Here is a 23,425-nt window from a genome sequence, read left to right on the forward strand (position 1 = left end):
TATACCGGACTTGGCTAGGGCAGGTGAAACTGACGACTGATCCGCACCATCGGCCCCAGCCCCAGCCGCGTCGGGTTCAAAGCCTGCATTTCGAACAGCGCCAGGATGTGCCGCATCTGCAACTCAGGCCGCACCGAGGTCACCCCCATCGCCACCACCAGACCGCAGTAGCCACCCGTATCCCGGCAGCGCCGTTCCCAGCGTTTGCGAGCCATGGAGTGAATCGGGTCATCCTCGGGAAATTCCCCAAACAGGTGCAGATCCTGATTTCCCGTTTGCACAATTTCTAGGTCGTAGCGATCACCATCAAAGGGATCCACCCCTGTGTTGAAACAGATTCCCTGTGGCCCTCCTTCTCCCTGCAAGTTTTGGATCAGCTGTTTTGCCTTTGGACGGGAGGTGCGCACAATCACAACGGGCAGCCCTTCTCCGCCCTCCACCAACTTGCTTTCGGGGAGGGGATGCAGTTGTCCCATCAGCCGGAGGGCTTCTACTGTTGTCCAGGGCAAAACTCCCAAACCCAACTGAGCTCCCTCCGGCACTAAGTCATCCCGCAATAGCGTGTGGGCGGTTGTCTCCGACTCCTCCTCCCCTAGCTCCAGCAGATCCGCTGCCAAATCGGGCAAGGCTCGCACCTGTACCGAGAGGGTACTTTCCTTCGTCTGATTTTTGGATTGAGGATTGGGAATGCGATATCGCCCTTGGCAGGCTTGAAAGTCTTGCTCCAATTTGTTGTGGTGTTGCTCGAGAAAGCGATGCAGCGCCTCCAGAGCCACCGTCAAAATCGCCGCCTCATCCTCCTGAACTGTAGAGCGCAAGCCCTCTAGAGGGTGGATGGTGCCGAAATTGGGCTCGATCTCATCGGGATCCAACTCCGCCAAGTCCAGATCCGGCAGCTCATTCAGGTCGGGATGACGAGCTTGGAAGGTGAGGTAGAGACAATCTTGCTTGAGGAAGGCTTCTTCCATCTCTTCAGGCGTATCCGGCTGGCCCGCATCCTGGCGAAACTGCTTGAGGGAATGCAGAGAACGGTAAAATAGCACCCCATACTCCATGCCCAGCCGCCCCATCACCGAAACATATAGGGTGTCCAGATCCCAGTGGTTCAGCTCGATAGCCAGAGCCTGATGATCTTCTAAATAGTCCCAGGGGGCATCTTGCCAGAGGGTAAGGGCTTTTTGGGTGAGCAAATCGGCATACTCTGCCGGTAGAGGGGGTGGGATCCGCTCATGGGCATCCTCAAAGCTTTGGAGAATTTCATCGATTAAGGGCAGCTCCGGCTGACATTCCACTTTGATATCCAGCTCGTGTAAAACTCCACGCAAGAAAAATTGCACCTCTCGATCCCGGACGATAATCTTTTGCGGACGGGCAGGCGAGGCGGAATGGGGACGCTCCATGGCCAGGATCAGGGTACGCACCATCGGCTCAATCCCCGAACCGAGGGGCACAACCTCCATCGCCCGCACCACCCCCTGAATGCCGTCCACCCAAAGGATGCACTCCCCTTCCGTGGCGCCAGGACTCATCTGGGATCCCATGCGGAGCCGTCCCGAGAGGCTGTGGCGATCCCCTTCCCACACCGATGGCACCTGAGGCAGCTTTTGTAGTCGACGAACTGTAGCGGCTGGGAGACCGGACATAGACATCCAAACATCCAAGAAAAAGCAGCAGAAGCACCCAACAGACCGGGCGAACACACCAAAATCATAAGGAGGAATGACCCACCCACTTTGGGAGCAAGATGACAGGATCCCGCCGCAGTTGATCTAACCACTAGTGTAGGAGCTGAGACCTCCTTCGGGGATAGAAGAACATTTGGCCAAAGTCCCTAGGAAAAAGTGATCCCAGCCCCAGGTTTGGATCCCTGGCAAACCTGTGCAACTTGTGCAACTGTTGTGAACCTCAAAGCTGATGGTCAGACTCGAACTGACGACCGCTCGATTACAAGTCGAGTGCTCTACCAACTGAGCTACACCAGCAATTTAGGCTTGTCGATTTTAGCATTCTCCTTCCTTCTCTGTAGACTGTAGCTCCCCGCACCAAAGCAGCCTTAGATTCTCGCCTGTGGTGCTCTGCGCTGATCTCCTGAAAAGGTCAGCCCGAGCTCATTTCAAGAGGTTGCCATTCATCCCTGCTGGTTAGTCAATACCCGGTTCTGAGCTATCAGGCCTGAGTGCCCTGTAAAAACACGCGATGCACCAAACCACTGACAATGGAAAGCACAATCGCCCCAACAAAGGCCCAGCCGAAGTTATCGATGTTGAAGGCATCTCCAGCTAGAACATCGGCAAGGGCCAGACAAATGCCATTCAGGATCAGCCAGAACAAGCCCAGGGTGAGGATCGTAATCGGCAGGGTGATCAACTGCAAAAACGGCTTCACCAGGCCATTCACCAACCCGATCACCAGAGCCGCCAACAAAGCGCCCCCAAACCCAGAGACATGGATCCCTGGCAAAAGCCAAGCCAGAATCATCACGCTCAGGGCAGACATCAGCCAGGTAGCCAACAGGGTTGCCATGTTTCCTCCTCTGCTAGGGTGCTTAGTCTGTGGTTGTTTCCAGCTCTATATTTCCAGTTCTATGCTAGCTGAGCCAGGTGTGGATCCCGTCCACTGCTCAGGGCTATAGGTTTGCAGGGCTAGAGCGTGGATGTTGATGCCCATCTGCTCCGCCAGGGCCCCATAGACCAAGCGGTGCTGCTGCAAAGTTGTTTTGCCCGCAAACAAAGGCGACACAATCTGTACCCGATAGTGCCCTCCGGCCCCTAAGGGATCCCGTCGCCCCCCATGGCCGGCATGGCGATGGGATTCATCCTCCACCTGCACATGAAGCGCTTGCAGTCGATCTACCAGGCATAGCCGCAGTTGTTCAGGAGTGATCATGCCCGCAGACTTCGAGGAGGGATCCTCTTCAAACGACAAACTACCTAGGACTGAACGGCTGTCCCAGCAAAAGCCGCTTCTAGCAGGGGGCGCAACTCATTGCGGGAGTGCATTTCTTGAACAATGTCGCAACCGCCCACAAACTCCCCATCGATGTACACCTGCGGGATGGTCGGCCAATTGGAAAATTCCTTGATGCCCTGGCGAATCTCGGGATCCTCGAGCACATTCACAGCCGCGTAGGGGAAGCCCAAACTATCGAAAACCCGCACCGTTGCATAAGAGAACCCACACTGGGGCATCTCTGGGGTGCCCTTCATGTAGATCAACACTTTGTTGGCGCGGATCTGGTCGCGGATTTTCTCTTCCAAAAGGGGATCCAGCATGGTGATCAAACCGGTTCAGCAACAGCAGGGGACAGGCAAGTCAAGCTCCTATCCTAATCTCATTCTCATCCACTTCTGACGAACGTCAACCGGTAAAACTCGGTTCCGTCCTTTCCCACACCCCTGCCTCCACCAAAAAATGTTAGAAGGAGAAGCAGTGGAGATATCTGACCAGAGGCCATTCATGCTAATGGAAGCCGAGCACTCGGTGGTCGAAGATCCCAGCCCAACTGCGTCCCCCGATGAGGGTACGCTTTCGTCTCCATCCCCCAAGCCGGGGTTCTGGCAAATGGTGAGGGAGGATATCAACTGCGTTTTCGAGCGGGATCCGGCGGCACGCAATCGCTGGGAAGTGATCTGCACCTATCCGGGGATCCACGCGCTATTTTTGCATCGGATTGCCCATTGTTTGTGGAAACGGCGCTGGTTTTTCTTAGCCCGGTTGCTCAGCTTTTTTGCCCGTTCCTTCACCTTGATCGAGATCCATCCGGCAGCTCAGATCGGGCGGCGCTTTTTTATTGACCATGGCTGTGGAGTGGTGATCGGCGAGACGGCGGAAATTGGCGATGATGTCACCCTCTACCATGGGGTTACTTTGGGGGGTACCTCTTGGGATAAAGGGAAACGCCACCCCACCCTAGAAAATGGCGTGATTGTGGGTACAGGGGCAAAGATCCTAGGGCCTGTTCGCATTGGCCAGGGATCCCGGATTGGGGCGAATGCAGTGGTAATTCAGGATGTAGCTGCCGAGATGACAGTGGTAGGGATCCCAGGGCGGGCGGTGATTCCGCCTCACCAACGACGTATTCCTGCCCATGGCATCGACCTCGATCACCATCTCATGCCTGACCCAGTGGGACGAGCCATCGAGCGTCTGCTGCACCGCATTCAAGATCTAGAAGCCCAAGTGGCCCACCTGAACCAAGAGCGGGAACAGGCTCGGCAAGAGCAAGTCAAGGGTGGCTCAGAGTATCCTTAGGCAAATCCCAAGGTATGCTGTGGGGGCGTTGGATACTGGCCTATTTCGGTATCTTTTGTAACTATGCTCTATTTTGGGTACCAAAAGGATGCCTTCTCAGGACTTCTCGTCGTTGGCCTTACTGAGTGTGTCTGACAAAACCGGGCTGATCCCCTTTGCTCAAGCCTTAGTCCAGGAGCATGGGTTCCAGCTGCTCAGCAGTGGCGGTACCGCCAAAGCCCTCTCGGAAGCAGGGATCCCTGTTACTCCCGTCTCCACCCATACCGGTGCACCCGAGATCTTGGGTGGGCGGGTCAAAACCCTCCATCCCCGTATTCACGGCGGCATTTTGGCCCGCTTGGAGCGTAGTGATGACCAAGAAGATTTAGATTCGTTGGGGATCCCGCCCATTACGCTGGTGGTAGTGAATTTTTATCCGTTTGAAGAAACCGTGGCCCAAGCGAGCGTTTCGCTGGCGGAAGCCACTGAGCAAATTGACATTGGTGGCCCGACGTTGGTACGAGCAGCCGCCAAAAATTATGCTCACGTCACAGTGCTGACGGATCCGGCCCAATACCCGCAGTATTTACAGCTATTGTCTAGTGCTCGTGGCGAACCCGAACGGTTGGCGTTTCGCTTCGAGTGTGCCCGGTGTGCCTTCAAGCAGGTGCTGGCCTATGATCGCGCCATTGCCAACTATCTGGCCCGTCCAGAATTGATCCAACAACTGCAACCTCAATCGGATCCCCCCACTGAGGGTACTTTTCAACTGCAAGGGATCCCTCGGCAAACCCTGCGTTACGGCGAAAATCCTCACCAAGCCGCCACTTGGTATGTTGTGGATGCCGCTGCTCCTGGCTGGCACAAAGCCAAACAACTGCAGGGTAAGGAACTGAGCTACAACAACCTGCTAGATTTGGAAGCCGCCCGCGCCATCATCGCCGAATTTGGCCCAGGCCAAGGTGATCCAGAACTTGGGGCACAAGCTGTGGCCGCGGTGGTCAAACACAACAACCCCTGTGGCGTCGCCCTGCGGCCCTCCTTGGCGGCGGCCTTTAGCGCTGCTTTTGCTGCCGACTCGGTCTCTGCCTTCGGGGGCATCGTCGCCCTCAATCAAACCCTGGATCGCGAGACCGCCCACCTGCTGGTGGAACCTTTCTTAGAATGTGTGGTGGCCCCCGACTGCACCCTGGAAGCAGCCGAGCTGCTCTCTGTCAAAAAGAATTTGCGGGTTTTGCTCCTACCCGATTGGCAGGTGGAACCTGCCCAGACGATCCGCACCTTGGCTGGGGGTTTTTTGGTACAAGATGCTGACCTACCCCAGGGATCCGGCACTCAACAGTCTTGGCGAGTGGTGACAGAACGGCAACCCACCCGAGAGGAATGGGCCGAGTTGGAGTTCGCCTGGAAAGTTTGCAAACATGTCAAATCCAATGCTATCGTCATCGCCAAGCAAGGGCAAACGGTGGGCATTGGGGCTGGGCAGATGAACCGAGTCGGAGCCGTAGAAATTGCCCTTAAACAAGCGGGATCCGAAGCCTCTGGAGCCGTGCTGGCCAGCGATGGATTCTTCCCCTTTGCCGATAGTGTCGAGGTGGCCGCCCAATCCGGGATCCGCGCCATTATTCAACCGGGGGGAAGCATTCGGGATCCCGACTCGATTGCGGCCGCCAATGCTGCAGATATTGTCATGATTTGCACCGGTATTCGCCACTTTTTGCACTGAGGTTTTGGGTAAGGGGGCGCTGGCTTTTAACCCTCCTCCATCCAAACCATACCGGCCCTAACGGGATTAAACCCCTGCGGCAGTAAGGTTTGCCGGTTGTACAGAGCTCCCTCCAGATGAGCCTGCCCCAGGTTACGGGCTTGCACCCTAGCTCCCCGCAAATCTGCCCTCTGAAAAGTAGCACCGCGCACACTCACCCCCACCAATCCAGCTCCCCGTAGATTGGCCTGTTGCAAATTGGTTCCCAACAACAGCGCCGAACTCAGATCCGCGCCGCTCAACTGGGATCCCTGTAAGCTACAGCCGATCAGGATGGTGCCGTACAAGCAAGCATTGGCCAACAGAGCCCGGCTCAACTCCGCTCGGGTTAGGTTGGTGCTGGTCAGGCTGGCCAGGCTTAAATTGGCCCCCGTGAGAATGGCCCCCCGCAGGGCGGCCCGGCTGAGATCGCTGCCACTCAGATTGGCCTCTCGTAGGTCGGTTTTCCACATAAAAGCTTCTGAAAGGTTGGCCCCGATCACGTAGGCATGGCGGAGGTTTGCCCCCTCCAGTCGGCTGCCCGACAAGTTGGCCCCGGTGAGGGTAGCAGCCGTTAGATTCACCCGTTCCAAATTGGCCCGGCTGAGATCTGCCCCAGCTAGGTTAGCCCGTTGCAAATCCGCCTCGCGCAAATTGGCTCCGCGCAAGATGGCCTCAACCCAGTCGATCTCCCGCAACTGGGCCCGGTTCAAATCAGAGCGGCTGAGATCGCTCCCCCCCAGATCGGTACGGCTGAGATCCACCTGAGCCAGTTGACTGCCCCGAAAGTCCCGCCCGCCCGCCCGGTAGCGTACCCACAAATCTGCCCTCGTAGTGACAGCTCGGGCTTCAGAGCCCTTAGGGAATAGAGCCATGGCCTCTGGATCGACAGGCTCAGGGGGTTGAGAACGGGCTGAACTGATCATCACTTCCCATTCAAGTAGGTGGCTTTCACTTTCTCCAGCAGTATAGAGGCTGGAATAGCGGCTTGAAATAAGTGGCTTCAGCTTTCTTCAGATACTCCATCCGCAATCTCGTCGGTTTCCTCCGGATCCCCAATGAAGGAGGCCGGTACCACCGTCACTCCCACAATACTGTCTTCTGTATCCAACCGTTGCACTAAGACCCCCGTTGCTTCCCGCGACTGGGTGGGGATGGCCTTAGCGGATTGCCGCATGACGATCCCTCTAGCGGTCACCAACATGATTTCGTCTTCGGCATTAACAATGCGCAAGGAAGTCAACTCATCGGAGTCTTGGCGGAACTTGGTAGCGATCACCCCTTTGCCCCCCCGGTTCTGCTGGCGGAAATTATCGATGGCCGAGCGTTTGCCCCGCCCTGCTTTGGTAATTACCAACACCCAAGGGTTGGCCAATCCTTCTCCCTCCTGCTCAGCAGCCATCACTGATTCGGCAAAGATGATATCCATACTGACAATGTCGTCCCCAGGGTTGAGGGTAATGGCCCGCACACCACGGGTGGCCCGTCCCAAGGGGCGCAGTTGTTCATCATCGGCTCGGAACCGAATCGACATGCCTTGGCGGGTGGCCATCACCACATCATCACTGGAACGGGCCCGGCGCACCCAACGCAACTCGTCATTCTCTTCCAAGGAAATGGCGATTAACCCGTTGGAGCGAATGTTGGCAAAGGCGCTAAGGGCCGTTTTTTTGATGTACCCCCCACGGGTGAGCATCACCAGATACTCATCGTCGGTAAATTCGCTCACCGGCACCATCGAAGTAATCCGCTCTTCGCGGGTGATGGGCAACAACTGCACAATGGCACTGCCGCGAGCAGTACGGCTACCCTGAGGGATCTGATAGCCCCGCAGCGTATAAACCACGCCGCGATCGGTGAAAAACAGGATGGTGTCGTGGCTGCGGCAGGCAAAAAATTGTTCGATGGCATCATCTTCTTTGATGCGGGCGCCGGCTTTGCCACGGGTGGCACGCCCCTGCACTTGAAATTCTTCAATGCCCATGCGCTTGATGTAGCCCTGCTCCGTTAGGAAGATGATTGTTTCGCGGTTTTCGATCAGGTCGGCGGTTTCTAACTCGCAATCTTCTAAGCAGATCTGGGAGCGGCGCGGGCTGGCAAAGCGGGTCTTGATCTGCTGCAGTTCTTCGCTGATGATCTGCATCACCCGCTCCCGGCGAGCCAGGATATCCCGCAGGTCGGCAATTTGCCGAACCAATTCTTCGTGTTCTGCTTGAATTTTTTCCGATTCCAAGGCGGTTAAACGGCGCAGCTGCATTTGCAGGATCCCGTCCGCTTGCGCCTCGCTGAGGCCGAACACTGCCTGCAACTCCGTTCGGGCTGTGGCGGTATCGGCGGCTTCCCGAATCAGGGCAATCACCCGATCCAGATGCCCCAAGGCCAACAGATACCCCTGCAACAGATGATCCCGCTCTTCGGCTTTTTGCAGCTCGTAGCGGGTGCGCCGCTCGATCACCGCTTCCCGGAAATCCAGGAAAGCTTGTAGAGCATCCCGCAGGGTGAGGGTGCGTGGCTCACCATTGAGGATGGCCAGCATATTCACTCCAAAGTTGGCCTGTAGGGGGGTTTGTTTGTAGAGGTTGTTCAGCACCACCTGGGCTTGGGCATCCCGCTTCAGCTCGATCACCACCCGCATGCCATCGCGGTCGCTCTCATCGCGAATGTCAGCAATGCCCTCTAGGCGCTTTTCGTTGACCATCTCAGCGATCTTCTCGATCATGGCCGCCTTGTTGGTTTGGTAGGGCAGCTCGGTGATGATGATCGCATCCCGTGTCGGTCGACCTCGGTGTTCCAGAGTTTCGATGGTGGCTACCCCACGCATGGTGATGGATCCACGCCCAGTGGTATAGGCCTCCCGAATGCCACTCTGGCCCATAATCAAGGCCCCAGTCGGGAAGTCAGGGGCGGGGATCCACTGCATCAGTTCCAGGCTGGTTAGGTTTGGGTTTTGGATCAGGGCAATCAGGCCATCCACCAGCTCCCCCAAGTTGTGGGGCGGAATATTGGTGGCCATACCGACAGCAATGCCCGAAGAGCCATTCAGCAGTAACTGCGGGATCCGTGTCGGCAACACCAGCGGTTCTTGCTGGGATCCATCGTAGTTATCCCCAAAATCGACGGTATTGGCATCAATATCTTGCAGCAGGCTGGTTTGGGCAAAGGCCGTCAACCGACACTCGGTATAGCGCATCGCCGCTGGCGGATCGTTGTCGACGGAGCCGAAATTGCCATGCCCATCCACCAGGCGCTCACGCATCGAGAAATCCTGGGCCATCCGTACCAGCGCGTCATAGACCGCTTGATCCCCGTGGGGATGATATTTCCCAATCACATCCCCAACAACACGGGCACATTTGCGATAGGGGCGATCCGCACTCAGACCCAACTCGTGCATGGCGTAGAGAATGCGACGATGCACTGGCTTGAGGCCGTCCCTAGCATCGGGAAGTGCCCGCCCCACAATCACGCTCATGGCGTATTCTAGGTAGGACTGAGACATCTCCCGTTGCAGATCGGTGGAGATGATACGCACCGTCGATTCGTTATCGCTCATGGGGTTGGGGTACAGGTTGGGGATCTCGGTTTGGCCTGGGCAGGGTTCCAGAAAGATACAGACCCTGCCCGTGGGCAAACTGGGAGTGAATGAGTAGAGTGTTTTTTGTACTCTTAGTCTACCATTCGCCTTCTGTGAGGGCGGTGCGCTGACCTAATCGTGGGCGAGCGGAGTTGCTTCTGGCAGGAGGTAAGGAGTGGGTGATCAACGGCCTCTATCCAGGGTTTCTCAGGGATCCCGAGTGGGTATTGCCAACCCAATCCGCATGGGACAACCGGGTGGCCATCGTCCTCTGGTGCGCCGTGGGATCCCATCCCAGGGGCTGCGGGATCTGTATCATCTGTTGTTGACCCTGACTTGGCCCGGATTCTTGGGGGTGTTGGCTGGGGGATATATCCTGGCCAACGTCGGGTTTGCGCTGCTCTATTTGATTGGCACCAACAATATTGCCAATGCTCGTTCGGGCCACTTTGGGGATGCTTTCTTTTTTAGCGTACAGACCATGGCCAGCATTGGCTATGGAGCCATGTATCCCCATAGCCTCTACGCCAACCTGCTGGTCACCTTAGAGGCGATGTTGGGGGTAGCGGGTACAGCGGTGGCCACAGGTTTAGTGTTCGCCCGTATTTCGCGGCCTACGGCTCGGGTTCTGTTCAGCCGGGCGGCAGTCATTCATGCTCAAGATGGCTATCCCACCCTGATGTTTCGGGCGGCCAACCAGCGCTTCAACCAAATTGTCGAGGCCCAGATTCGCGTCACACTGGCCTGCAACCAAATCTCGGCCGAAGGGGAGTGGATGCGGCGGCTCTACGATTTGCGCTTGGTGCGCTCCATGTCTCCCATTTTTGCTGTCACCTGGACGGTGATGCACCGGATCGAGCCCGATAGCCCCCTTTACGGCCTCACGCCTCAGGATCTAGAGGCGGGCCAAGCGGAGCTGATCATCACCCTGACCGGCATCGACGATACCTTCTCCCAAACCATCCATGCTCGCCACTCCTATCTAGCGGATGAGATTCGCTGGGGCCATCGCTTCGCCGATATTCTCCACCTCGATAGTGATGGGCATCGGTACGTAGATTACGCCCACTTTCACACAACTCTGCCGGTTTAAGAACTGGTCATCCAATCCGGGAGAATCAACCCGATATGATGGGATGGGGACGCCCCACCTAAATATGGGAGGTCAAGATGTGGCCCTTAAATCGCAACCTGGCTGAACGGGTGAAAGAAGCAATGCAGGAATATGCTCCCACTCGCGACTTGGAGGTGTCGGTGAGCGAACGGGGTGGGGTGATCACCTTTCAAGGTCGGATCCCTGCCGAAAATTATCGCCAAATCCTGCGTTACACCGCCGAAGGGATCAAGGGCGTGAAAGAGGTGGATACCAGCCAATTGATCCTTGTCACTCCAAGCTCTGGTGAAGTCGCCGCAGATCCGGTAGGGACCGCCCCGGTGGTTGAGTCCAGCCATTTGGCCAAAGCCGCCCTCCAAGCCCTAGAAGCGGATCCCCAATTGGTAGATGCCCCCATCGATGTGTTGCAACGGGGATCCAGTGTGGTGCTGCGAGGAGCAGTGGCAAGTGCAGAACTGGTCGAGCGGGCGATACAGGTAGCCCAAAGTGTAGCTGGAGTCACGGAGGTGGATATCACGGGTTTGCAGATCACACCCGCCTCAACTCAGCCCACAGAGGAGCTCTATACCGTCAAGGCTGGCGATACCCTCTCCAGGATTGCCCAGCAGTTTTACGGAGATGCCAACGCTTACCTGCGCATTGCCCAAGCCAACAACATCAGCAACCCCAACCTGATTCAAGTCGGGCAGAAATTGCGGATCCCGCGTTAGCTGGCTTGTTGGTTGAGCAGTTCCTGGAGCAAGTCTCGTGCCGCTCCCATGAAGCGCACCACATCGGGATGATGGCTCCAGATCGGGTCATCTTCTGGAAAGACTTCTAGGGAGAACATATCCTGGATGGCTCGTAGGTAGGGCAATACCAAGTCATAGCTGGGGGGGGTGAGGTGAAAATGCAACGATTCATCCAGCAACTCCAACATTTGTCGCACCAGATTCCAACTCACCTTCAGTGCCGGATAGAGCATGACGCAAAGGGGGAAAAGCTCCTGCTGTACAGCGGCCACGCTGCCTTCTAAGGTGCAAAGACCCAAATACACCTGGAACATCTCTACATCGCGGATGCTGGAGATCCGGACTTCCACGTCCGTCAGCAACCCGCTCTCGCTACGGTAATCGCTGAAGCGTTGAGCCACTTCTCCACAAATGGATTCTGCCACCTGTGTGATGACGGGCAACAGCTCTTGAACAGCAGCTAGTGGGGGCGAAATAGTTTGTCCAGCATGGGCGGCGGCTTCATACGACCGTTGCAGGGGCATGTACAGGTGGTCGTCCATCACCTTCAGGTATGGGTAGAAGAGACTGCGTTCCTGGGCCGATAAAGCCTGCAACACCCCTTGCCCGGTGTAGTGGAATTGCATGCTCATGAAGCCCAGCACCCGTGGATCCGGTCGGGTATAGCGAGCGCGCAATTGGCCGCAGGGGGTGGCGATCTCAGCCGAAAAGCGCTCTGGCGGCAGCTGCTCTTGGTAACTTTCTGCCGCTTTCTCGAACAGTTGCTGGGAGTCGTCCGCGATCTGCCACGGATCAATCAAATCGGGATCCAAACGGTGGCGGGTTATTTCAGCGGCCAGCAGTTGTTCAGTTTTTGCCCAAGCCTGGGAGCTGGCAAAGCGCAGGGATCCTTTAACCTTTTGTGCCAGTTGGGCGTTGGGATCTGCAATCGGTGACGCCTGATCTCGCAATTCTTTCACATATTTCTGCGCCCAAAGGGCCGCCAAACTGCGATCAGTGGTTCCCATCGATTCCATCGCTCCTTCCTCAGGTTACGGTTTGTTTTTTGCTATACCTTTAATACCTTACCGTAAGAACTCGTAGAGAAAGTTACAGGATGTTAGTAACTGCACATATTCCGTTACTCTGCCATCAGAAAGCCAAGGGGTGAGGGAGAGAGAGGATTCTCAGGGATCCCGTTCAGCCCAGGAGAACCTTAAAATCACCTGCAATCCGCTCGGGAAAGTGGAGTTTATATGGCAAGATCGAGCAGGATTGGATCAAAGATCTGGATCCCTCCTCTCTTGACTTAACCCTTTCACGAAGGAAGACAGAGTATGTCCCTCCGACTCGGCGATACCGTTCCCAATTTCACTCAACAGTCCACCCACGGCGAAATCGACTTCTACTCCTGGGCGGGAGATAGCTGGGTGGTGTTGTTCTCTCACCCTGCTGACTATACCCCTGTCTGCACCACCGAACTGGGCACAGTGGCCAAGCTCAAGCCCGAATTTGATAAGCGCAGCGTGAAGGTGATCGCCCTCAGCGTGGATGATGTAGATTCCCATGCGGGCTGGACGAAAGATATTGAAGAAACCCAAAACACCACCCTGAACTACCCGATTTTGGCGGATGGAGATCGCAAGGTCTCTCAGCTCTACGACATGCTGGATCAAACCAACATCAACAAAGAAGGGTTACCTCTGACGGTGCGCTCGGTGTTCATCATTGACCCCAACAAGAAGCTGCGTCTCACCCTCACTTATCCTGCGAGCACGGGCCGTAATTTCGATGAGCTGCTGCGGGTGATCGATTCGTTGCAACTGACGGATAACTACAGTGTTGCGACCCCTGCTGACTGGAAAGATGGGGACGAAGTGGTGATTGCGCCTTCCTTAAAAGACCCAGAAGTGCTGAAGCAAAAATTCCCGAAAGGCTACAAGGAAGTGAAGCCCTATCTGCGGCTCACCCCTCAGCCCAACAAATAGTTCTTATAGTTCTTGAGGACTGGTTCGGGGATCCTCTCCAACCAAAACTATCCTCCATTCTGGGATCCTCTTAGGGGGATCCTTTTTTGTCGAAGCGATGGAACAGAAGCCAGCTGATCAAAGTTCCAGAAGGCTTAATTGCAAGCTCGAATTGATTTGAGGCTTAGGACTGGCTTTTCGGTGAGAAGAAGGAGACCTCTCCACATGGGCAACTAACCAAGTGCGCAGGGCTTGTCGTTCTTCAGCATCCAAATTCTGCAAATCCAAGGGTGCTGGAAACAAATCTCGCTCCAGCTGCAAGGCCCAGTGGATTTCAGAGGGAAACTGCTCCCAGCCAAAGGGCAACCAGCTCTCGGGTAGCAGGGCCAGATGAGGGATAACATCGGCACTATGTTGAAATGTTTGCCTAAGCCTGTCTAGTTTCTGAACGCGCCGTTGGCGGGCTTCTTTGTAATTGAGAATGGGAAGAATGTATCCAGGCGGGGATCCCAGTTGCTCTGGGGGGATAGACCGCAGTTCCGGTAGCCAGCGCTTGATAAAGGATCCCTCAGGATCGCAGCGATCTACGGCTGTTTGGCCAGGATTGTAAATGCGTGTCCAGGTTTTATCCACACAATGGGTCACGCCTGCTTGCATCGCCCACTGATAATGATCGATCGGGCAATCTCCATCGATGAGGTGACGCATAAAGTGCAGAGCCCCGTAGCGCCAATCCATCCCCAAGAGATTGCTCAAAAAGCTGGCATAGATCGCCCTAACTCGAAAATTGAGGGAGCGGTACCCGCCTGTTGCCATCAGGCACCGCGCTGCGGCATCCACTATCGGAAAGCCCGTCCGCCCCTCCTGCCAAGCTCGGTATAACTCCGGATCGAAGTCCCAATCCTGCTGGTCAAAAACGCGATATAGAGAACTCAATTCCAGCTGGGGCAGATAACGAAACCGCTGTGTAAAGCCGGATCCCCAGCGCAACCGCGAGATCAACTGCTGGGCACTCCGCCGTTTCCGCTCATCCGGCTCTGCTTGAACAGCTTGCTGCACGGTTTGCACACATTCCCGCACCGAAATCACCCCAAACTTGAGGTAGGGGCTGAGGCCGGTGGTCACCTCCGCGCTGGGGTAGGAGAGTTGCCAGTAGTAGCGCTGGGCTTTGTGGCGCAAAAACTGTTTCAGGGCTTGGCGGGCGGCTGCGGTTCCCCCAGCAGGGATCCGCTTCTCATCGGGGGTCAACCCCAACTTGGCCAGGCTGGGGATGGGCTCTGAAGATATCTCTTCCGGTACTGCAATCTGGGCAGGTGTTGGGATTAGAGGATCCGCCATCTGCTCAAACCAAAGCTGCCGATAGTGCGGATAAGCCACCAATTCCGGCAGACTGCCCAGGGGTTCAAACCAACGAATGGGGATCCCTTCTGCCCGCAAGATCCGGTTGAGACGAGCATCCCGCGCCCGACCATAGATGCGCTCACAATCGCTGTAGGCATAGATCCCTTCCGCCTGGCTGCTATGAACCAGTCGCGGGAGAATTTCCAGGGGATCCCCCCATTTCAGGATCAGCCGTCCGCCCCGTTGCCGCAGTTCCCGATCCAGGGATCCCAGACAACTCAGCATGAACGCTACCCGTGCTACTCCCGTTTCTGGGTGATGGAGCAAGGCCGGATCCAGCACAAACACCGGGATGACCTGTCCGCGTCGCGCCGCCCGCTCCAGTGGGGCATGGTCTGAAATGCGCAGATCCCGCCGAAACCAGACAAGGGTGCGATTCATCAGCAAAGCCCAAAAGGGATCCGATTGGTTCTTTCCGCCGCCACAACCCTGGGTCAGCGGGATCCTTAACAAACCTTAACCGATCCCCTATTGGACTTCATAGGAACCCAGGGCGGCGCATCCAGTACTCCAACTGATGCAGACTGCGCTCTTGGGCCAGTTTCGCCTGTTCCAGCTCGATGCGATGGGCCACAGCTAGGATTTCCTGTTCTGGATCTTCGGCTGCTTGGGGCAACTGGCTCGGCTCGGCTTCGGTTCCGCCGCGGGGCCAACTGTGGCGCAGCGCTTCTTCCAGGCGGATGTAGTAGTGGGTTAGCAACATGATCTCACCTCCTCCGTATTACAAATATACTACATAAATAATACATACTCGTCAATTGCTGTCCCTGTTGGGGTTAAACCGGCTCTGGCGGTTGCCGGATCGGCTCCTGCTCTTGCCAAAGACGAAACAGCAGCGCTTCTACCGACGGCTCCTGTTGAGTGACCAGGGTGCCTGTATCCACCTTGGAGTTGGCGGCCAACCAGAAGCCGGTCAATTCCACCTCCAGCCACTCCTCATCACAAGGGATCCAATCCAAATCGGCGGGCAATTGGTGGGCAGAGTCCAGCGGCAGCAACAGGGTGCCAACGGCGATTTCCTGCCAAAGGATTGCCCCAACACAGGCTGCCAACTGATGTTGTTGGCGCAGCCAATCCTCTTGAGACTGGGTTACCCGTTCCACGTACACTCCGGTTTCGCCATAGATGAGTTTCAACATGGGATGAAGCCCCTAGAAAGATGATTTGAGCAATTGCGTGGTGCTGGATTTAGGGATGAAGAGACGCCCCACCGAGCGTAAAGGCACTAAAAAACCCCGCCTCTGGAGTTCGAAGCGGGGTCGGGGGAAGGAAAGTTTCCTCAGAGGGGCACAGCTAGCCTGGCCCTATACCGACGGCTTCGGTGGTGATGGAACATGCCATTAATGGTTTTGCAGAAGCTCCCTTGCTGGGTGGAGTTTTTAGACAGTGCGATCAGAAGAATGGGTAATACTGCAAAACAACGACGGCGAATGCCGGCCAGCAGGGCAGCTAGGGATCCCTGAGGAGCTTGGGGTCGGGCCACATTGAAGAGATCACCGAAGAGATCAACCCCACAGAGCAAGCCAAAACTGGCCCACAGCGGATCCACCAGCCACCCAAACGGGTGACCAGAAGGCATCAGCGGTAGGACAGCAGGATGAGACACGGCTTTAGCTCTTATCCGAAACGTTGTGAACACAGGGGGAACATCTCCACGACCTAGAAGATCCCTGACTGACTAACATACTACACTGGTGCTACAGGGATGTCTAGTCTCTTTTGAGCGTTTTCTGGATCATTTTTGATTTCGTTCTCGGATCCCAGTCGCCGCCTGGGCAGAACTAATCTCGCCAAGAGACTTTTCCTTCGATGGCTTGTTCCCAATCTCTGCCATTAAAGGTGGGGAATTGGTAGTTTTCTAGTGGGATCCCGTCCAGGCAGCGCACATTCACATCAATCTTGTCGGGATCCGAGCGGGGAATATAGAACGGGTGCATGCCACACACTCGGCAGAAGTGGTGCTTGGCGATGTGGGTGTTAAAGCTATAGGTCGCTAGATCGGGTTGGCCGGAAAGAAGCTGAAACGCCTCCGGGGGCACGATCAGGTGAATAAAGCCCTTCTTGGTGCAAATGGAACAGTTGCAGAGGGTAGCCGTATCCAGATCCCCTTCCACAACGAATCGAATCTGCCCACAGTGGCAACTTCCTTCGTAGCGCTGCTTGGCCATAGCAATCTTCTTGGGGTACGAGTTGGGATCCCTGCGGGAGGTGCGCTCCATTGGGGATCCCTATGGAAAAAGTTTACTCTTCTGCTAAAGCAGCGGTTTCTGCCGCCTCTTTAGCCAGCTCATCCACTGTAAAGTAGCGGTGAAACTTATCCGTTACTCGTAACCACTGGGAACGGCTGCCTTCCTTGCGATAGCGGGTGACAAAGCCTTTTTCCACCAACTCCGCCACATGCTGATAGGCACTCTGCCCGCGTAACTCCACCAAATCCACCTGCGAGAGGGGCCCACGTAGAATGATCGTCGCCAAGGTACGGGTGGCCCCAACGCCGATTTCAGGGGGCAAAAGCTGATTGGCCAGTTCCAGAAACGGTTCCCGCAGTTGCAGGGCAAACCCCTCCCCCACCTGCAACACCTCTAGAGCCGAATCGCGGTGGGTATAGTCTTCCATCAACTCCAGCAGCGCATCGTAGGCATCATCGCGGCTACAGTGGGCCAACTGGGCCAAAGTCGACAACTCCAGAGGCTGCCCCTTCAGGTAGAGAATCGCCTCGATCTGATTTTTCAAGGCAAACGGACGCTCCAGAGAGGGATCCCTGCCCTCTAAGTCCAGTAAGGGATCCGAAACCGACTTAGAACGACGAGGGGCCATATCAACCCAGGATCCGCTCAACTTGCCCCGTAGCATAGCAGCTGTTTTGGGCTGAGAGATCCCGTGCGTGTCTTGAACCCGGCTAGGTGCTCTTAGGCGAACATGCGCGCTTCTTTGGGGGGCAGAAACTCCGTCGTCAGAATCTCACTAGCATCAGGAACTCTCTGCAAGCCATACCCTTCGGCCACCTGAGCCAGAGAAGTCTGCAACCGCTGGAGATCCACCGCGCTCACCCCATTGGCACGGGTATCGGGAGTATCCCAGTAGTTGGCAATGGTGTACTTGAGACGAGCCAATTCCGTGTCTTGATCCAACGCATCAGCCCCTTCAAAGTGCTTGGCCAAGGTGGCAAAAGCCGCCTCAGGATCTTTAATGGTTTCTACCAATCCCTTCACGTACCCGGCAACAAAGCCTCGCGCAATATCTGGATTTTCCCGCACATACTGCAAGCGGCTCATCACGATCGGGCCGTAAAGATTGAGGCCATAGTCGTTGAAGTAGAACACTTCCAATTCATCTTCGGAAATCCCCAGTTTTTGTAAGCTGGGCACCACCGAAGGACCAAAGCCCGAAATCGCTTGCACTTCACCACGGGCCAAGAGGGGTTCCCGCAGCGCTGGTTCACAGTTCACCCATTCCACCGACTCCGGATCTATACCGACGATACTGGCCAATACCGGCCAGAGACGACGAGCCCCATCCCCTGCCGGAGCCCCACACTTTACCCCCGCCAACTGCTTGGGATCCGTAATGCCATTTTTCTTGAGGGTGAAAATACCGCCGGGATGCCGGTTTGACTCGATCACCACCGCAATCAGGGGCACTTCGGGGTTCTTCTCGTTGAACTCCATCATCGAGTACATATCCCCCTTGGAGAAGGCATAGCGCCCTGCCGCCAGCTTGGAGAGCGCATCCGCGGATCCCGCCCCCCGCTCAATTGTCACATTCAAGCCATTTTCCTGGAAATAGCCCCGATCCATGGCTAGCGTAAAAGGAGAATCCGGCCCGGCAGGTAACCAACCATTGGTGATCAAAATATCTTTGTTTTGCCCCATCGCCCGCTGCATGCCTAGGGCAGCGAAGGGCAGGCTGAACATCAACGTTGAAGCCAAACGTCTGGATAGCTTACGTGTCATGGGGGTTGCTCCAGTTGAAGAAAATGAGGAAAAATCTTGCGGAAAATAGCCGAAAGCTTAAGCTGACTTAGAATCAGGAATGAACAGCTTTGTTTTAGTGATATTAGAGTCAAACATTCCAAGAGCTTCTGTATAGGCAGCAACCAATTCTTGGAATTTGGCATCTTTTTTTTCAGGCTTGACTGATTTGGTTCACACTTTGCTCGCAAGGGATCCCCGCTCGCTCTCTCGCAAAAGAGCCATCAGTTTACGACGCATCAGAATGCTGGGCTTATCGGAGAGCATGTGTTGCTCGGTTTCTATCCCCAAGGGACGATCCGCCGGGATGGTTTCTAGAATCGCCTGATCTTCGTCCATCACCTGCCGGTTAAAGGCGATGATGTTGGCGGCTGGGGCATCTTCTTCGCGGTCGTTGCGGATCCAGAAATGGGCCATCTGGGAGGTGTAATCGTCGATGGGGGTCATGGCCACGAACAGGATCGCCTCTAGGCCATTTGGGTAAACGATCTTGCCCCGGTGTAGGAAGGGCATAAACCAATCGCCACAGGTGCGGCGCAGGGTGCGGTCTTCGCTCATGCCCAAGTTGCTTTTTTGCAGGTCGTTGTTCACCGCTGGGATTTCAGCATAGGTGTGAAAGCCGTAGTCGGTTTCGTGAATCTCAGAAAGAGCCGGGATTGGGTTGCTGGTATCCCCAAAGGTGCGGGTGTGGACGATGCTGAAATGAGAATTATCAAAGACATTTTCCATAAAGCTGAAGGCGCTGCACCGCCAAGACTCATAAAAGTCGTGAATCACTCGATAACGGGGATCCTCCGCCTCGGGAAAGTCGGGAATGGGCAGCAAGGGATCCGGCTCCAGGCATACCCAGGCATAGTCGTAGCGGATTTGGGTTTGAAACGCCTTGACCTTGTAGCTGACCGGGATCCCTTCATCGGCCTGTAGCTGGGGCACCTTAACACAAGCGCCCGTCGCATCAAACTGCCAGCCGTGGTAGGGGCACTGAATGCTCCCCTCCACCACACAGCCGCGGGAGAGCTGAGCCGTGCGATGACAACAGCGATCTTCCACCGCTGCCACGGTTCCTTCTGGAGTTAGCCAGAGTACGATCCGCTGGCCCAACAGTTGAAAGGGTTTCGGTGCCTCCTGCAAATGGGAAAGGGGCATAATCGGATACCAAAAACGCCGGAAAACAGGGTGTTGGGTAACCAGCATGGGCAAAAGCCTCGGTTGAGTGCAAGGGATCCACCCGATTGCAAGCAATTCGTGAATCTCTGTTTGCATGGTAAGGAGGGATCTTCAGTGGATTCCGTATCCGTCAACACGAGTTGGGCAACGAAGTGTATGGGAAATGGACCGGGGGGAGCTTGGTCTGGTTGAGGTGGAAGATTGTCGTTAATGCTTTGTAAAATCAAACTCTCAAGATACTCCCCCTTCCCATGACCTCCTATGCTCTGGCGTGGAACCCCATTCAAACTCAAACCCTCATGGGCCACAGTGGGGCCATTTCCGTGTTGACAGTAGCTGGGGAGCTGTTGATCAGCGGCAGTACGGATCGCACCGTGCGGATCTGGCATTGGGGATCCGGTGAATTGCGCCATTGTCTACGCGGGCATGGAGGGGCGATTCGCGGCTTGGGACTGACCCGCTGGCGGGGACAGGAGCTCCTGGTGAGTGGGTGTCGCTTTGGGGAGGTACGCTTCTGGGATCCCCTCACAGGCGAGTCGTTGGGACAGTTGACCACAGAGTTGGGATCGTTGCAGGCACTGGTGGTCAGCAGCGATGGATCCCGGTTGGTGCTGGCGGGGGGATCCGATGCGGTGATTCAGGTGTGGGACTTGCAGAGCCGACAACCCTACCTGCGGTTGTGGGGACATGCGGATCGCATTCATGCCTTGAATCTCAGTCAAGGAGGGGTGTTTCTGGCCAGTGTCAGCGATGACGAAACCGTTTGGGTCTGGGATCTGGTGGCCGGAGAAGGGATTCGGCGGATCCCGTCCATTGGCCCCCTCAATGCGGCGGCCCTTACCCCCGATGGTCGGCAACTGGTGGGGGGCGGAGTGGACTACGCTCTGAAACGCTGGGATCCCCTCACCGGCGAGCTGCTAGGAGTTCATCCCGAACACGACAACTGGATTAGAGCGGTGGCCATCGACCCAACCGGACGGTGGTTGGCCACCGGAGGAGATGACTACAGCATCTGGCTACATCAACTGCCTCGATGTGCTCCTTTGAGGGTGTACCGGGATCCCGCCGCCTGCATCAGTGCCCTTACCTTTAGTGCCGATGGCCAAACTTTGATCAGTGGCAATCGCTCCGGCGGCATCCGCCTCTGGTCGGTGAATTAGAACCCTACCCCCGACAGCACCACCATCACCACCACTGCCGCAAAGATGATCAGGGCGTAAAACTGCGCCTTGCCACTCTCCAGGTATTTCATCACCTCGCCGCTCACCATTGTCACCAGACCAGCCAGGTTGACCATGCCATCAACAATGCGGCTATCCACCTCCAGCGCTTCCCGGGCAACAAAACGGGTGCCCTGCACAAAAACGCGGTTGTAGAGGTCATCGAAATACCACTTGTTCAAAGAGAAGTAGTAGAGCGGCTGCAAACTTTGGGGGAAAGTGCTGGGATCGATGCGCTTGGAGAAATAGATCAAGCTGGCCAGGGTAATGCCAAGCAAGCCAATCCCAACAGAGCTGCCCGCCATGATCAGGAACTCCGACCACTCAAAATGTCCCGCCAACACCTCGGCCCATTCTTCGGCCACGACTGGCAAAATCGAACCCACTTCCGCCAAATGTTCAGCCGGTGGATGAATGAAGGCTTCAAAGTAGTTGGCAAAGGGCGTACCCACCAGACCAATCAAAACAGAAGGCACCGCCAAAGCCAAGAGCGGGAAGGTCATGGACCAAGGAGACTCATGCGGCTCAGAAGCGTGGTGATGCTCATCGTGGGCTTCTGCCGCAGCTTCGGGATGGCTGCTAGGCTGCGGCTTTTCTTGAATGTTCATGGCACCGGGGCCAAAGGCGGGCTTACCGGCAAAAGCATAGGCAAAGGCTGGCACCGGGCGGCCCTCGCTAACCGCCACTTCTTTTTGCAGAGTAATGTTGGTACCGCGAAATTCTCCTTCAAAAGTGAGAAAATACATGCGGAACATGTAAAAAGCCGTGATCCCAGCCGTTAGAAAGCCCACTCCCCACAGGGCCGGGTTGTGCTCGAAAACGGATCCCAAGATTTCATCTTTCGACCAAAATCCAGCAAAGGGCGGGATCCCACAAATGGCTAGGGTTCCGATCAAGAAGGTGCTAGCCGTGATGGGCATATACTTGCGCAAGCCCCCCATGAGGCGCATATCCTGAGCCAGAGCTGGGTTGTGCCCCACCACTGCTTCCATGCCGTGAATGACTGAGCCGGATCCCAAAAAGAGCATCGCCTTAAAGTAAGCATGGGTCATCAGGTGAAACAGACCCGCCCCGTAGGCACCAGATCCCATGGCCATGATCATGTAGCCCAACTGGGAAATGGTGGAGTAGGCCAAGCCCTTCTTGATATCGTTTTGGGTAATGGCGATGCTGGCTCCCAAGAAGGCAGTGCCGGCCCCTGTCCAGGCGATGATGTCCATCACCACCGGGATCCCTTCAAACACAGGGAACATGCGGGCCACCAGAAAGACCCCTGCCGCCACCATCGTTGCCGCATGGATCAAGGCCGAGATCGGGGTAGGGCCTTCCATCGCATCCGGCAGCCACACATGCAATGGAAACTGGGCCGACTTGGCCACCGGCCCCAAGAAGACCAACACCGCAAACAAGGCGATCAAGGTAGCGCTCACCGAGCCAGACGCCAACATCTCCTGTAGATTGCGCCCGATCTCGTTGAACTCGAAGGTGCCAGAAATCCAGTACAGGCTAAGCATACCGAGCAAGAGGCCAAAGTCGCCGACCCGATTGACCACAAACGCCTTTTGAGCTGCCTCTGCTGCCGCCCGCCGATCGTGCCAGAAGCCGATGAGCAGGTAAGAGCACATCCCCACCAGCTCCCAAAAAATATAGATCTGCACCAGGTTGGGGCTGACCACCAAACCCAGCATGGAGGAACTAAACAGGCTCAGGTAAGCGTAGAAGCGCACATAGCCCGCGTCGTGGGCCATATAGCCATCGGAGTAGATCTGCACCAAAAAGGCCACGGTGGTCACCACCACCAGCATCATCGCCGTCAGGTGATCCACCACAAAGCCCATTTCCACCGAGAAGGATCCCGCCTGCGCCCAGGTAATGGTTTTGAGGAAGGTTTCGTGCCCCTGCACTTGGGTGACCAGAATGGCAAAGGCATGTACCATCGCCGTCCCGATCAAAAACACACTCAAGAAAGCCGCCAGGGAGCGGTTGGCTCTTGTCCAAGTGTTGAACATCAGGATGCCCAGGCCGAGCAGGAAGGCCGCCACCAAGGGGTAAACCGGGATTAACCAGGCGTATGCGTAGATAAATTCCATAGGAAATGCTTCTGAATGCGTCCTCTTGCGGTGAATGAACCCGTTCTGCTAGCCCTGTGACTGGGAAAGATAAAGTTGTCCGGTGGGCTGGCGGCTGTTTGACTCCTTCTGTCATTGTAAACTTTTGCGACAGAATCGGATCCGGTATTCCGAGCATCGAATCCATCACAGCAGAGTTTTTTTCTCGAGATCAACCGGGATTCCCGCACTTTGATCGGGAGAGATCCTAAAAATTCC

General features: G+C 55.9%; 22 protein-coding genes and 1 tRNA gene. 6 read left to right on the top strand and 17 right to left on the bottom strand.

The window, feature by feature from the left end:
* Positions 1 to 14 precede the first annotated feature (14 nt).
* The 5 genes from L1047_RS05185 to grxD form a co-directional block, all read right to left on the bottom strand.
* Positions 15 to 1,643, bottom strand: coding sequence for a DUF6930 domain-containing protein (locus tag L1047_RS05185; RefSeq protein WP_235277814.1), 1,629 nt, complete (start codon positions 1,641 to 1,643; stop codon positions 15 to 17).
* A 266-nt stretch (positions 1,644 to 1,909) separates the two neighbouring features.
* Positions 1,910 to 1,982 (bottom strand) — tRNA-Thr (locus L1047_RS05190).
* 184 nt (positions 1,983 to 2,166) lie between these two features.
* Positions 2,167 to 2,523 carry a phage holin family protein gene (locus L1047_RS05195; RefSeq protein ID WP_235277815.1) on the bottom strand — a complete coding sequence of 119 codons (357 nt, stop codon included), beginning with the start codon at positions 2,521 to 2,523 and terminating at the stop codon, positions 2,167 to 2,169.
* Between the two features lie 45 nt (positions 2,524 to 2,568).
* The gene (locus L1047_RS05200) at positions 2,569 to 2,886 is read right to left on the bottom strand and encodes a BolA family protein (RefSeq protein ID WP_235277816.1); all 318 of its coding nucleotides are present in this window, start codon (positions 2,884 to 2,886) and stop codon (positions 2,569 to 2,571) included.
* Between the two features lie 44 nt (positions 2,887 to 2,930).
* Complete coding sequence (gene grxD, locus L1047_RS05205; RefSeq protein ID WP_235278867.1) at positions 2,931 to 3,269, bottom strand: Grx4 family monothiol glutaredoxin; 339 nt, start codon at positions 3,267 to 3,269, stop codon at positions 2,931 to 2,933.
* Positions 3,270 to 3,456: 187 nt separating this feature from the next.
* Between grxD and cysE the strand changes: the two genes are divergently transcribed.
* Both cysE and purH read left to right on the top strand, forming a co-directional pair.
* Entirely contained in the window at positions 3,457 to 4,251 is a 795-nt protein-coding gene (gene cysE / locus L1047_RS05210) for a serine O-acetyltransferase (protein ID WP_235277817.1), read from the top strand.
* 88 nt (positions 4,252 to 4,339) lie between these two features.
* Positions 4,340 to 5,956, top strand: a complete 1,617-nt coding sequence (purH, locus tag L1047_RS05215; RefSeq protein WP_235277818.1) for a bifunctional phosphoribosylaminoimidazolecarboxamide formyltransferase/IMP cyclohydrolase — start codon at positions 4,340 to 4,342, stop codon at positions 5,954 to 5,956.
* Between the two features lie 26 nt (positions 5,957 to 5,982).
* On the opposite strand, the gene L1047_RS05220 is transcribed toward purH, so the two are convergent.
* Positions 5,983 to 6,900, bottom strand: a complete 918-nt coding sequence (locus tag L1047_RS05220; RefSeq protein WP_235277819.1) for a pentapeptide repeat-containing protein — start codon at positions 6,898 to 6,900, stop codon at positions 5,983 to 5,985.
* A 77-nt stretch (positions 6,901 to 6,977) separates the two neighbouring features.
* Entirely contained in the window at positions 6,978 to 9,527 is a 2,550-nt protein-coding gene (gene gyrA, locus L1047_RS05225; protein ID WP_235277820.1) for a DNA gyrase subunit A, read from the bottom strand.
* 196 nt (positions 9,528 to 9,723) lie between these two features.
* Between gyrA and L1047_RS05230 the strand changes: the two genes are divergently transcribed.
* Both L1047_RS05230 and L1047_RS05235 read left to right on the top strand, forming a co-directional pair.
* On the top strand, positions 9,724 to 10,641 hold the full coding sequence (locus L1047_RS05230; RefSeq protein WP_235277821.1) for an ion channel: 918 nt from the start codon (positions 9,724 to 9,726) through the stop codon (positions 10,639 to 10,641).
* Positions 10,642 to 10,718: 77 nt separating this feature from the next.
* On the top strand, positions 10,719 to 11,372 hold the full coding sequence (locus L1047_RS05235) for a BON domain-containing protein (RefSeq protein WP_235277822.1): 654 nt from the start codon (positions 10,719 to 10,721) through the stop codon (positions 11,370 to 11,372).
* Here L1047_RS05235 and L1047_RS05240 read toward each other — a convergent pair.
* The gene (locus tag L1047_RS05240) at positions 11,369 to 12,400 is read right to left on the bottom strand and encodes a hypothetical protein (RefSeq protein WP_235277823.1); all 1,032 of its coding nucleotides are present in this window, start codon (positions 12,398 to 12,400) and stop codon (positions 11,369 to 11,371) included. The genes L1047_RS05235 and L1047_RS05240 overlap by 4 nt on opposite strands.
* Positions 12,401 to 12,709: 309 nt before the next feature.
* Here L1047_RS05240 and L1047_RS05245 point away from each other — a divergent pair, with 309 nt between their 5' ends.
* The gene (locus L1047_RS05245; RefSeq protein WP_235277824.1) at positions 12,710 to 13,360 is read left to right on the top strand and encodes a peroxiredoxin; all 651 of its coding nucleotides are present in this window, start codon (positions 12,710 to 12,712) and stop codon (positions 13,358 to 13,360) included.
* 117 nt (positions 13,361 to 13,477) lie between these two features.
* Here the strand turns inward: L1047_RS05245 and L1047_RS05250 are convergent, their stop codons facing one another.
* From L1047_RS05250 to L1047_RS05285, 8 genes are all read right to left on the bottom strand, one after another.
* Positions 13,478 to 15,193 (bottom strand): FAD-binding domain-containing protein, encoded by a 1,716-nt coding sequence (locus L1047_RS05250; protein WP_235277825.1) that lies wholly within the window; start codon positions 15,191 to 15,193, stop codon positions 13,478 to 13,480.
* Positions 15,194 to 15,218: 25 nt separating this feature from the next.
* Complete coding sequence (locus tag L1047_RS05255; RefSeq protein WP_235277826.1) at positions 15,219 to 15,443, bottom strand: hypothetical protein; 225 nt, start codon at positions 15,441 to 15,443, stop codon at positions 15,219 to 15,221.
* 73 nt (positions 15,444 to 15,516) lie between these two features.
* Positions 15,517 to 15,879, bottom strand: a complete 363-nt coding sequence (locus L1047_RS05260) for an alr0857 family protein (RefSeq protein ID WP_235277827.1) — start codon at positions 15,877 to 15,879, stop codon at positions 15,517 to 15,519.
* Between the two features lie 140 nt (positions 15,880 to 16,019).
* The gene (locus L1047_RS05265; protein ID WP_235277828.1) at positions 16,020 to 16,346 is read right to left on the bottom strand and encodes a hypothetical protein; all 327 of its coding nucleotides are present in this window, start codon (positions 16,344 to 16,346) and stop codon (positions 16,020 to 16,022) included.
* A gap of 175 nt (positions 16,347 to 16,521) precedes the next feature.
* Positions 16,522 to 16,959, bottom strand: a complete 438-nt coding sequence (locus tag L1047_RS05270) for a GFA family protein (RefSeq protein WP_235277829.1) — start codon at positions 16,957 to 16,959, stop codon at positions 16,522 to 16,524.
* Positions 16,960 to 16,981: 22 nt separating this feature from the next.
* Positions 16,982 to 17,557, bottom strand: a complete 576-nt coding sequence (gene scpB, locus L1047_RS05275) for an SMC-Scp complex subunit ScpB (protein ID WP_235277830.1) — start codon at positions 17,555 to 17,557, stop codon at positions 16,982 to 16,984.
* 92 nt (positions 17,558 to 17,649) lie between these two features.
* Positions 17,650 to 18,693, bottom strand: a complete 1,044-nt coding sequence (locus tag L1047_RS05280; protein ID WP_235277831.1) for an ABC transporter substrate-binding protein — start codon at positions 18,691 to 18,693, stop codon at positions 17,650 to 17,652.
* Between the two features lie 192 nt (positions 18,694 to 18,885).
* Positions 18,886 to 19,905: an aromatic ring-hydroxylating dioxygenase subunit alpha gene (locus tag L1047_RS05285; protein WP_235277832.1), complete on the bottom strand. Its 1,020-nt coding sequence runs from the start codon at positions 19,903 to 19,905 to the stop codon at positions 18,886 to 18,888.
* A gap of 224 nt (positions 19,906 to 20,129) precedes the next feature.
* On the opposite strand from L1047_RS05285, the gene L1047_RS05290 reads away from it, so the two are divergent.
* On the top strand, positions 20,130 to 21,038 hold the full coding sequence (locus L1047_RS05290; RefSeq protein ID WP_235277833.1) for a WD40 repeat domain-containing protein: 909 nt from the start codon (positions 20,130 to 20,132) through the stop codon (positions 21,036 to 21,038).
* Here L1047_RS05290 and L1047_RS05295 read toward each other — a convergent pair.
* Positions 21,035 to 23,188 (bottom strand): NAD(P)H-quinone oxidoreductase subunit 5, encoded by a 2,154-nt coding sequence (locus tag L1047_RS05295; protein ID WP_235277834.1) that lies wholly within the window; start codon positions 23,186 to 23,188, stop codon positions 21,035 to 21,037. The genes L1047_RS05290 and L1047_RS05295 overlap by 4 nt on opposite strands.
* Between the last annotated feature and the right edge of the window lie 237 nt (positions 23,189 to 23,425).

Source organism: Synechococcus sp. Nb3U1 (assembly GCF_021533835.1).
Taxonomy (GTDB): Bacteria; Cyanobacteriota; Cyanobacteriia; order Thermostichales; family Thermostichaceae; genus Thermostichus.

Bases quoted from the DNA above. Each gene is read 5' to 3' on its own strand.
- L1047_RS05240 (WP_235277823.1), bottom strand. From the start codon at position 12,400: ATGGGAACCACTGATCGCAGTTTGGCGGCCCTTTGGGCGCAGAAATAT.
- L1047_RS05245 (WP_235277824.1), top strand. From the start codon at position 12,710: ATGTCCCTCCGACTCGGCGATACCGTTCCCAATTTCACTCAACAGTCC.
- gyrA (WP_235277820.1), bottom strand. From the start codon at position 9,527: ATGAGCGATAACGAATCGACGGTGCGTATCATCTCCACCGATCTGCAA.
- L1047_RS05235 (WP_235277822.1), top strand. From the start codon at position 10,719: ATGTGGCCCTTAAATCGCAACCTGGCTGAACGGGTGAAAGAAGCAATG.
- L1047_RS05220 (WP_235277819.1), bottom strand. From the start codon at position 6,900: ATGATCAGTTCAGCCCGTTCTCAACCCCCTGAGCCTGTCGATCCAGAG.
- scpB (WP_235277830.1), bottom strand. From the start codon at position 17,557: ATGGCCCCTCGTCGTTCTAAGTCGGTTTCGGATCCCTTACTGGACTTA.
- L1047_RS05280 (WP_235277831.1), bottom strand. From the start codon at position 18,693: ATGACACGTAAGCTATCCAGACGTTTGGCTTCAACGTTGATGTTCAGC.
- L1047_RS05255 (WP_235277826.1), bottom strand. From the start codon at position 15,443: ATGTTGCTAACCCACTACTACATCCGCCTGGAAGAAGCGCTGCGCCAC.
- L1047_RS05260 (WP_235277827.1), bottom strand. From the start codon at position 15,879: ATGTTGAAACTCATCTATGGCGAAACCGGAGTGTACGTGGAACGGGTA.
- L1047_RS05185 (WP_235277814.1), bottom strand. From the start codon at position 1,643: ATGTCCGGTCTCCCAGCCGCTACAGTTCGTCGACTACAAAAGCTGCCT.
- L1047_RS05270 (WP_235277829.1), bottom strand. From the start codon at position 16,959: ATGGAGCGCACCTCCCGCAGGGATCCCAACTCGTACCCCAAGAAGATT.
- cysE (WP_235277817.1), top strand. From the start codon at position 3,457: ATGCTAATGGAAGCCGAGCACTCGGTGGTCGAAGATCCCAGCCCAACT.
- L1047_RS05295 (WP_235277834.1), bottom strand. From the start codon at position 23,188: ATGGAATTTATCTACGCATACGCCTGGTTAATCCCGGTTTACCCCTTG.
- L1047_RS05290 (WP_235277833.1), top strand. From the start codon at position 20,130: ATGACCTCCTATGCTCTGGCGTGGAACCCCATTCAAACTCAAACCCTC.
- L1047_RS05200 (WP_235277816.1), bottom strand. From the start codon at position 2,886: ATGATCACTCCTGAACAACTGCGGCTATGCCTGGTAGATCGACTGCAA.
- L1047_RS05285 (WP_235277832.1), bottom strand. From the start codon at position 19,905: ATGCTGGTTACCCAACACCCTGTTTTCCGGCGTTTTTGGTATCCGATT.
- L1047_RS05195 (WP_235277815.1), bottom strand. From the start codon at position 2,523: ATGGCAACCCTGTTGGCTACCTGGCTGATGTCTGCCCTGAGCGTGATG.
- purH (WP_235277818.1), top strand. From the start codon at position 4,340: ATGCCTTCTCAGGACTTCTCGTCGTTGGCCTTACTGAGTGTGTCTGAC.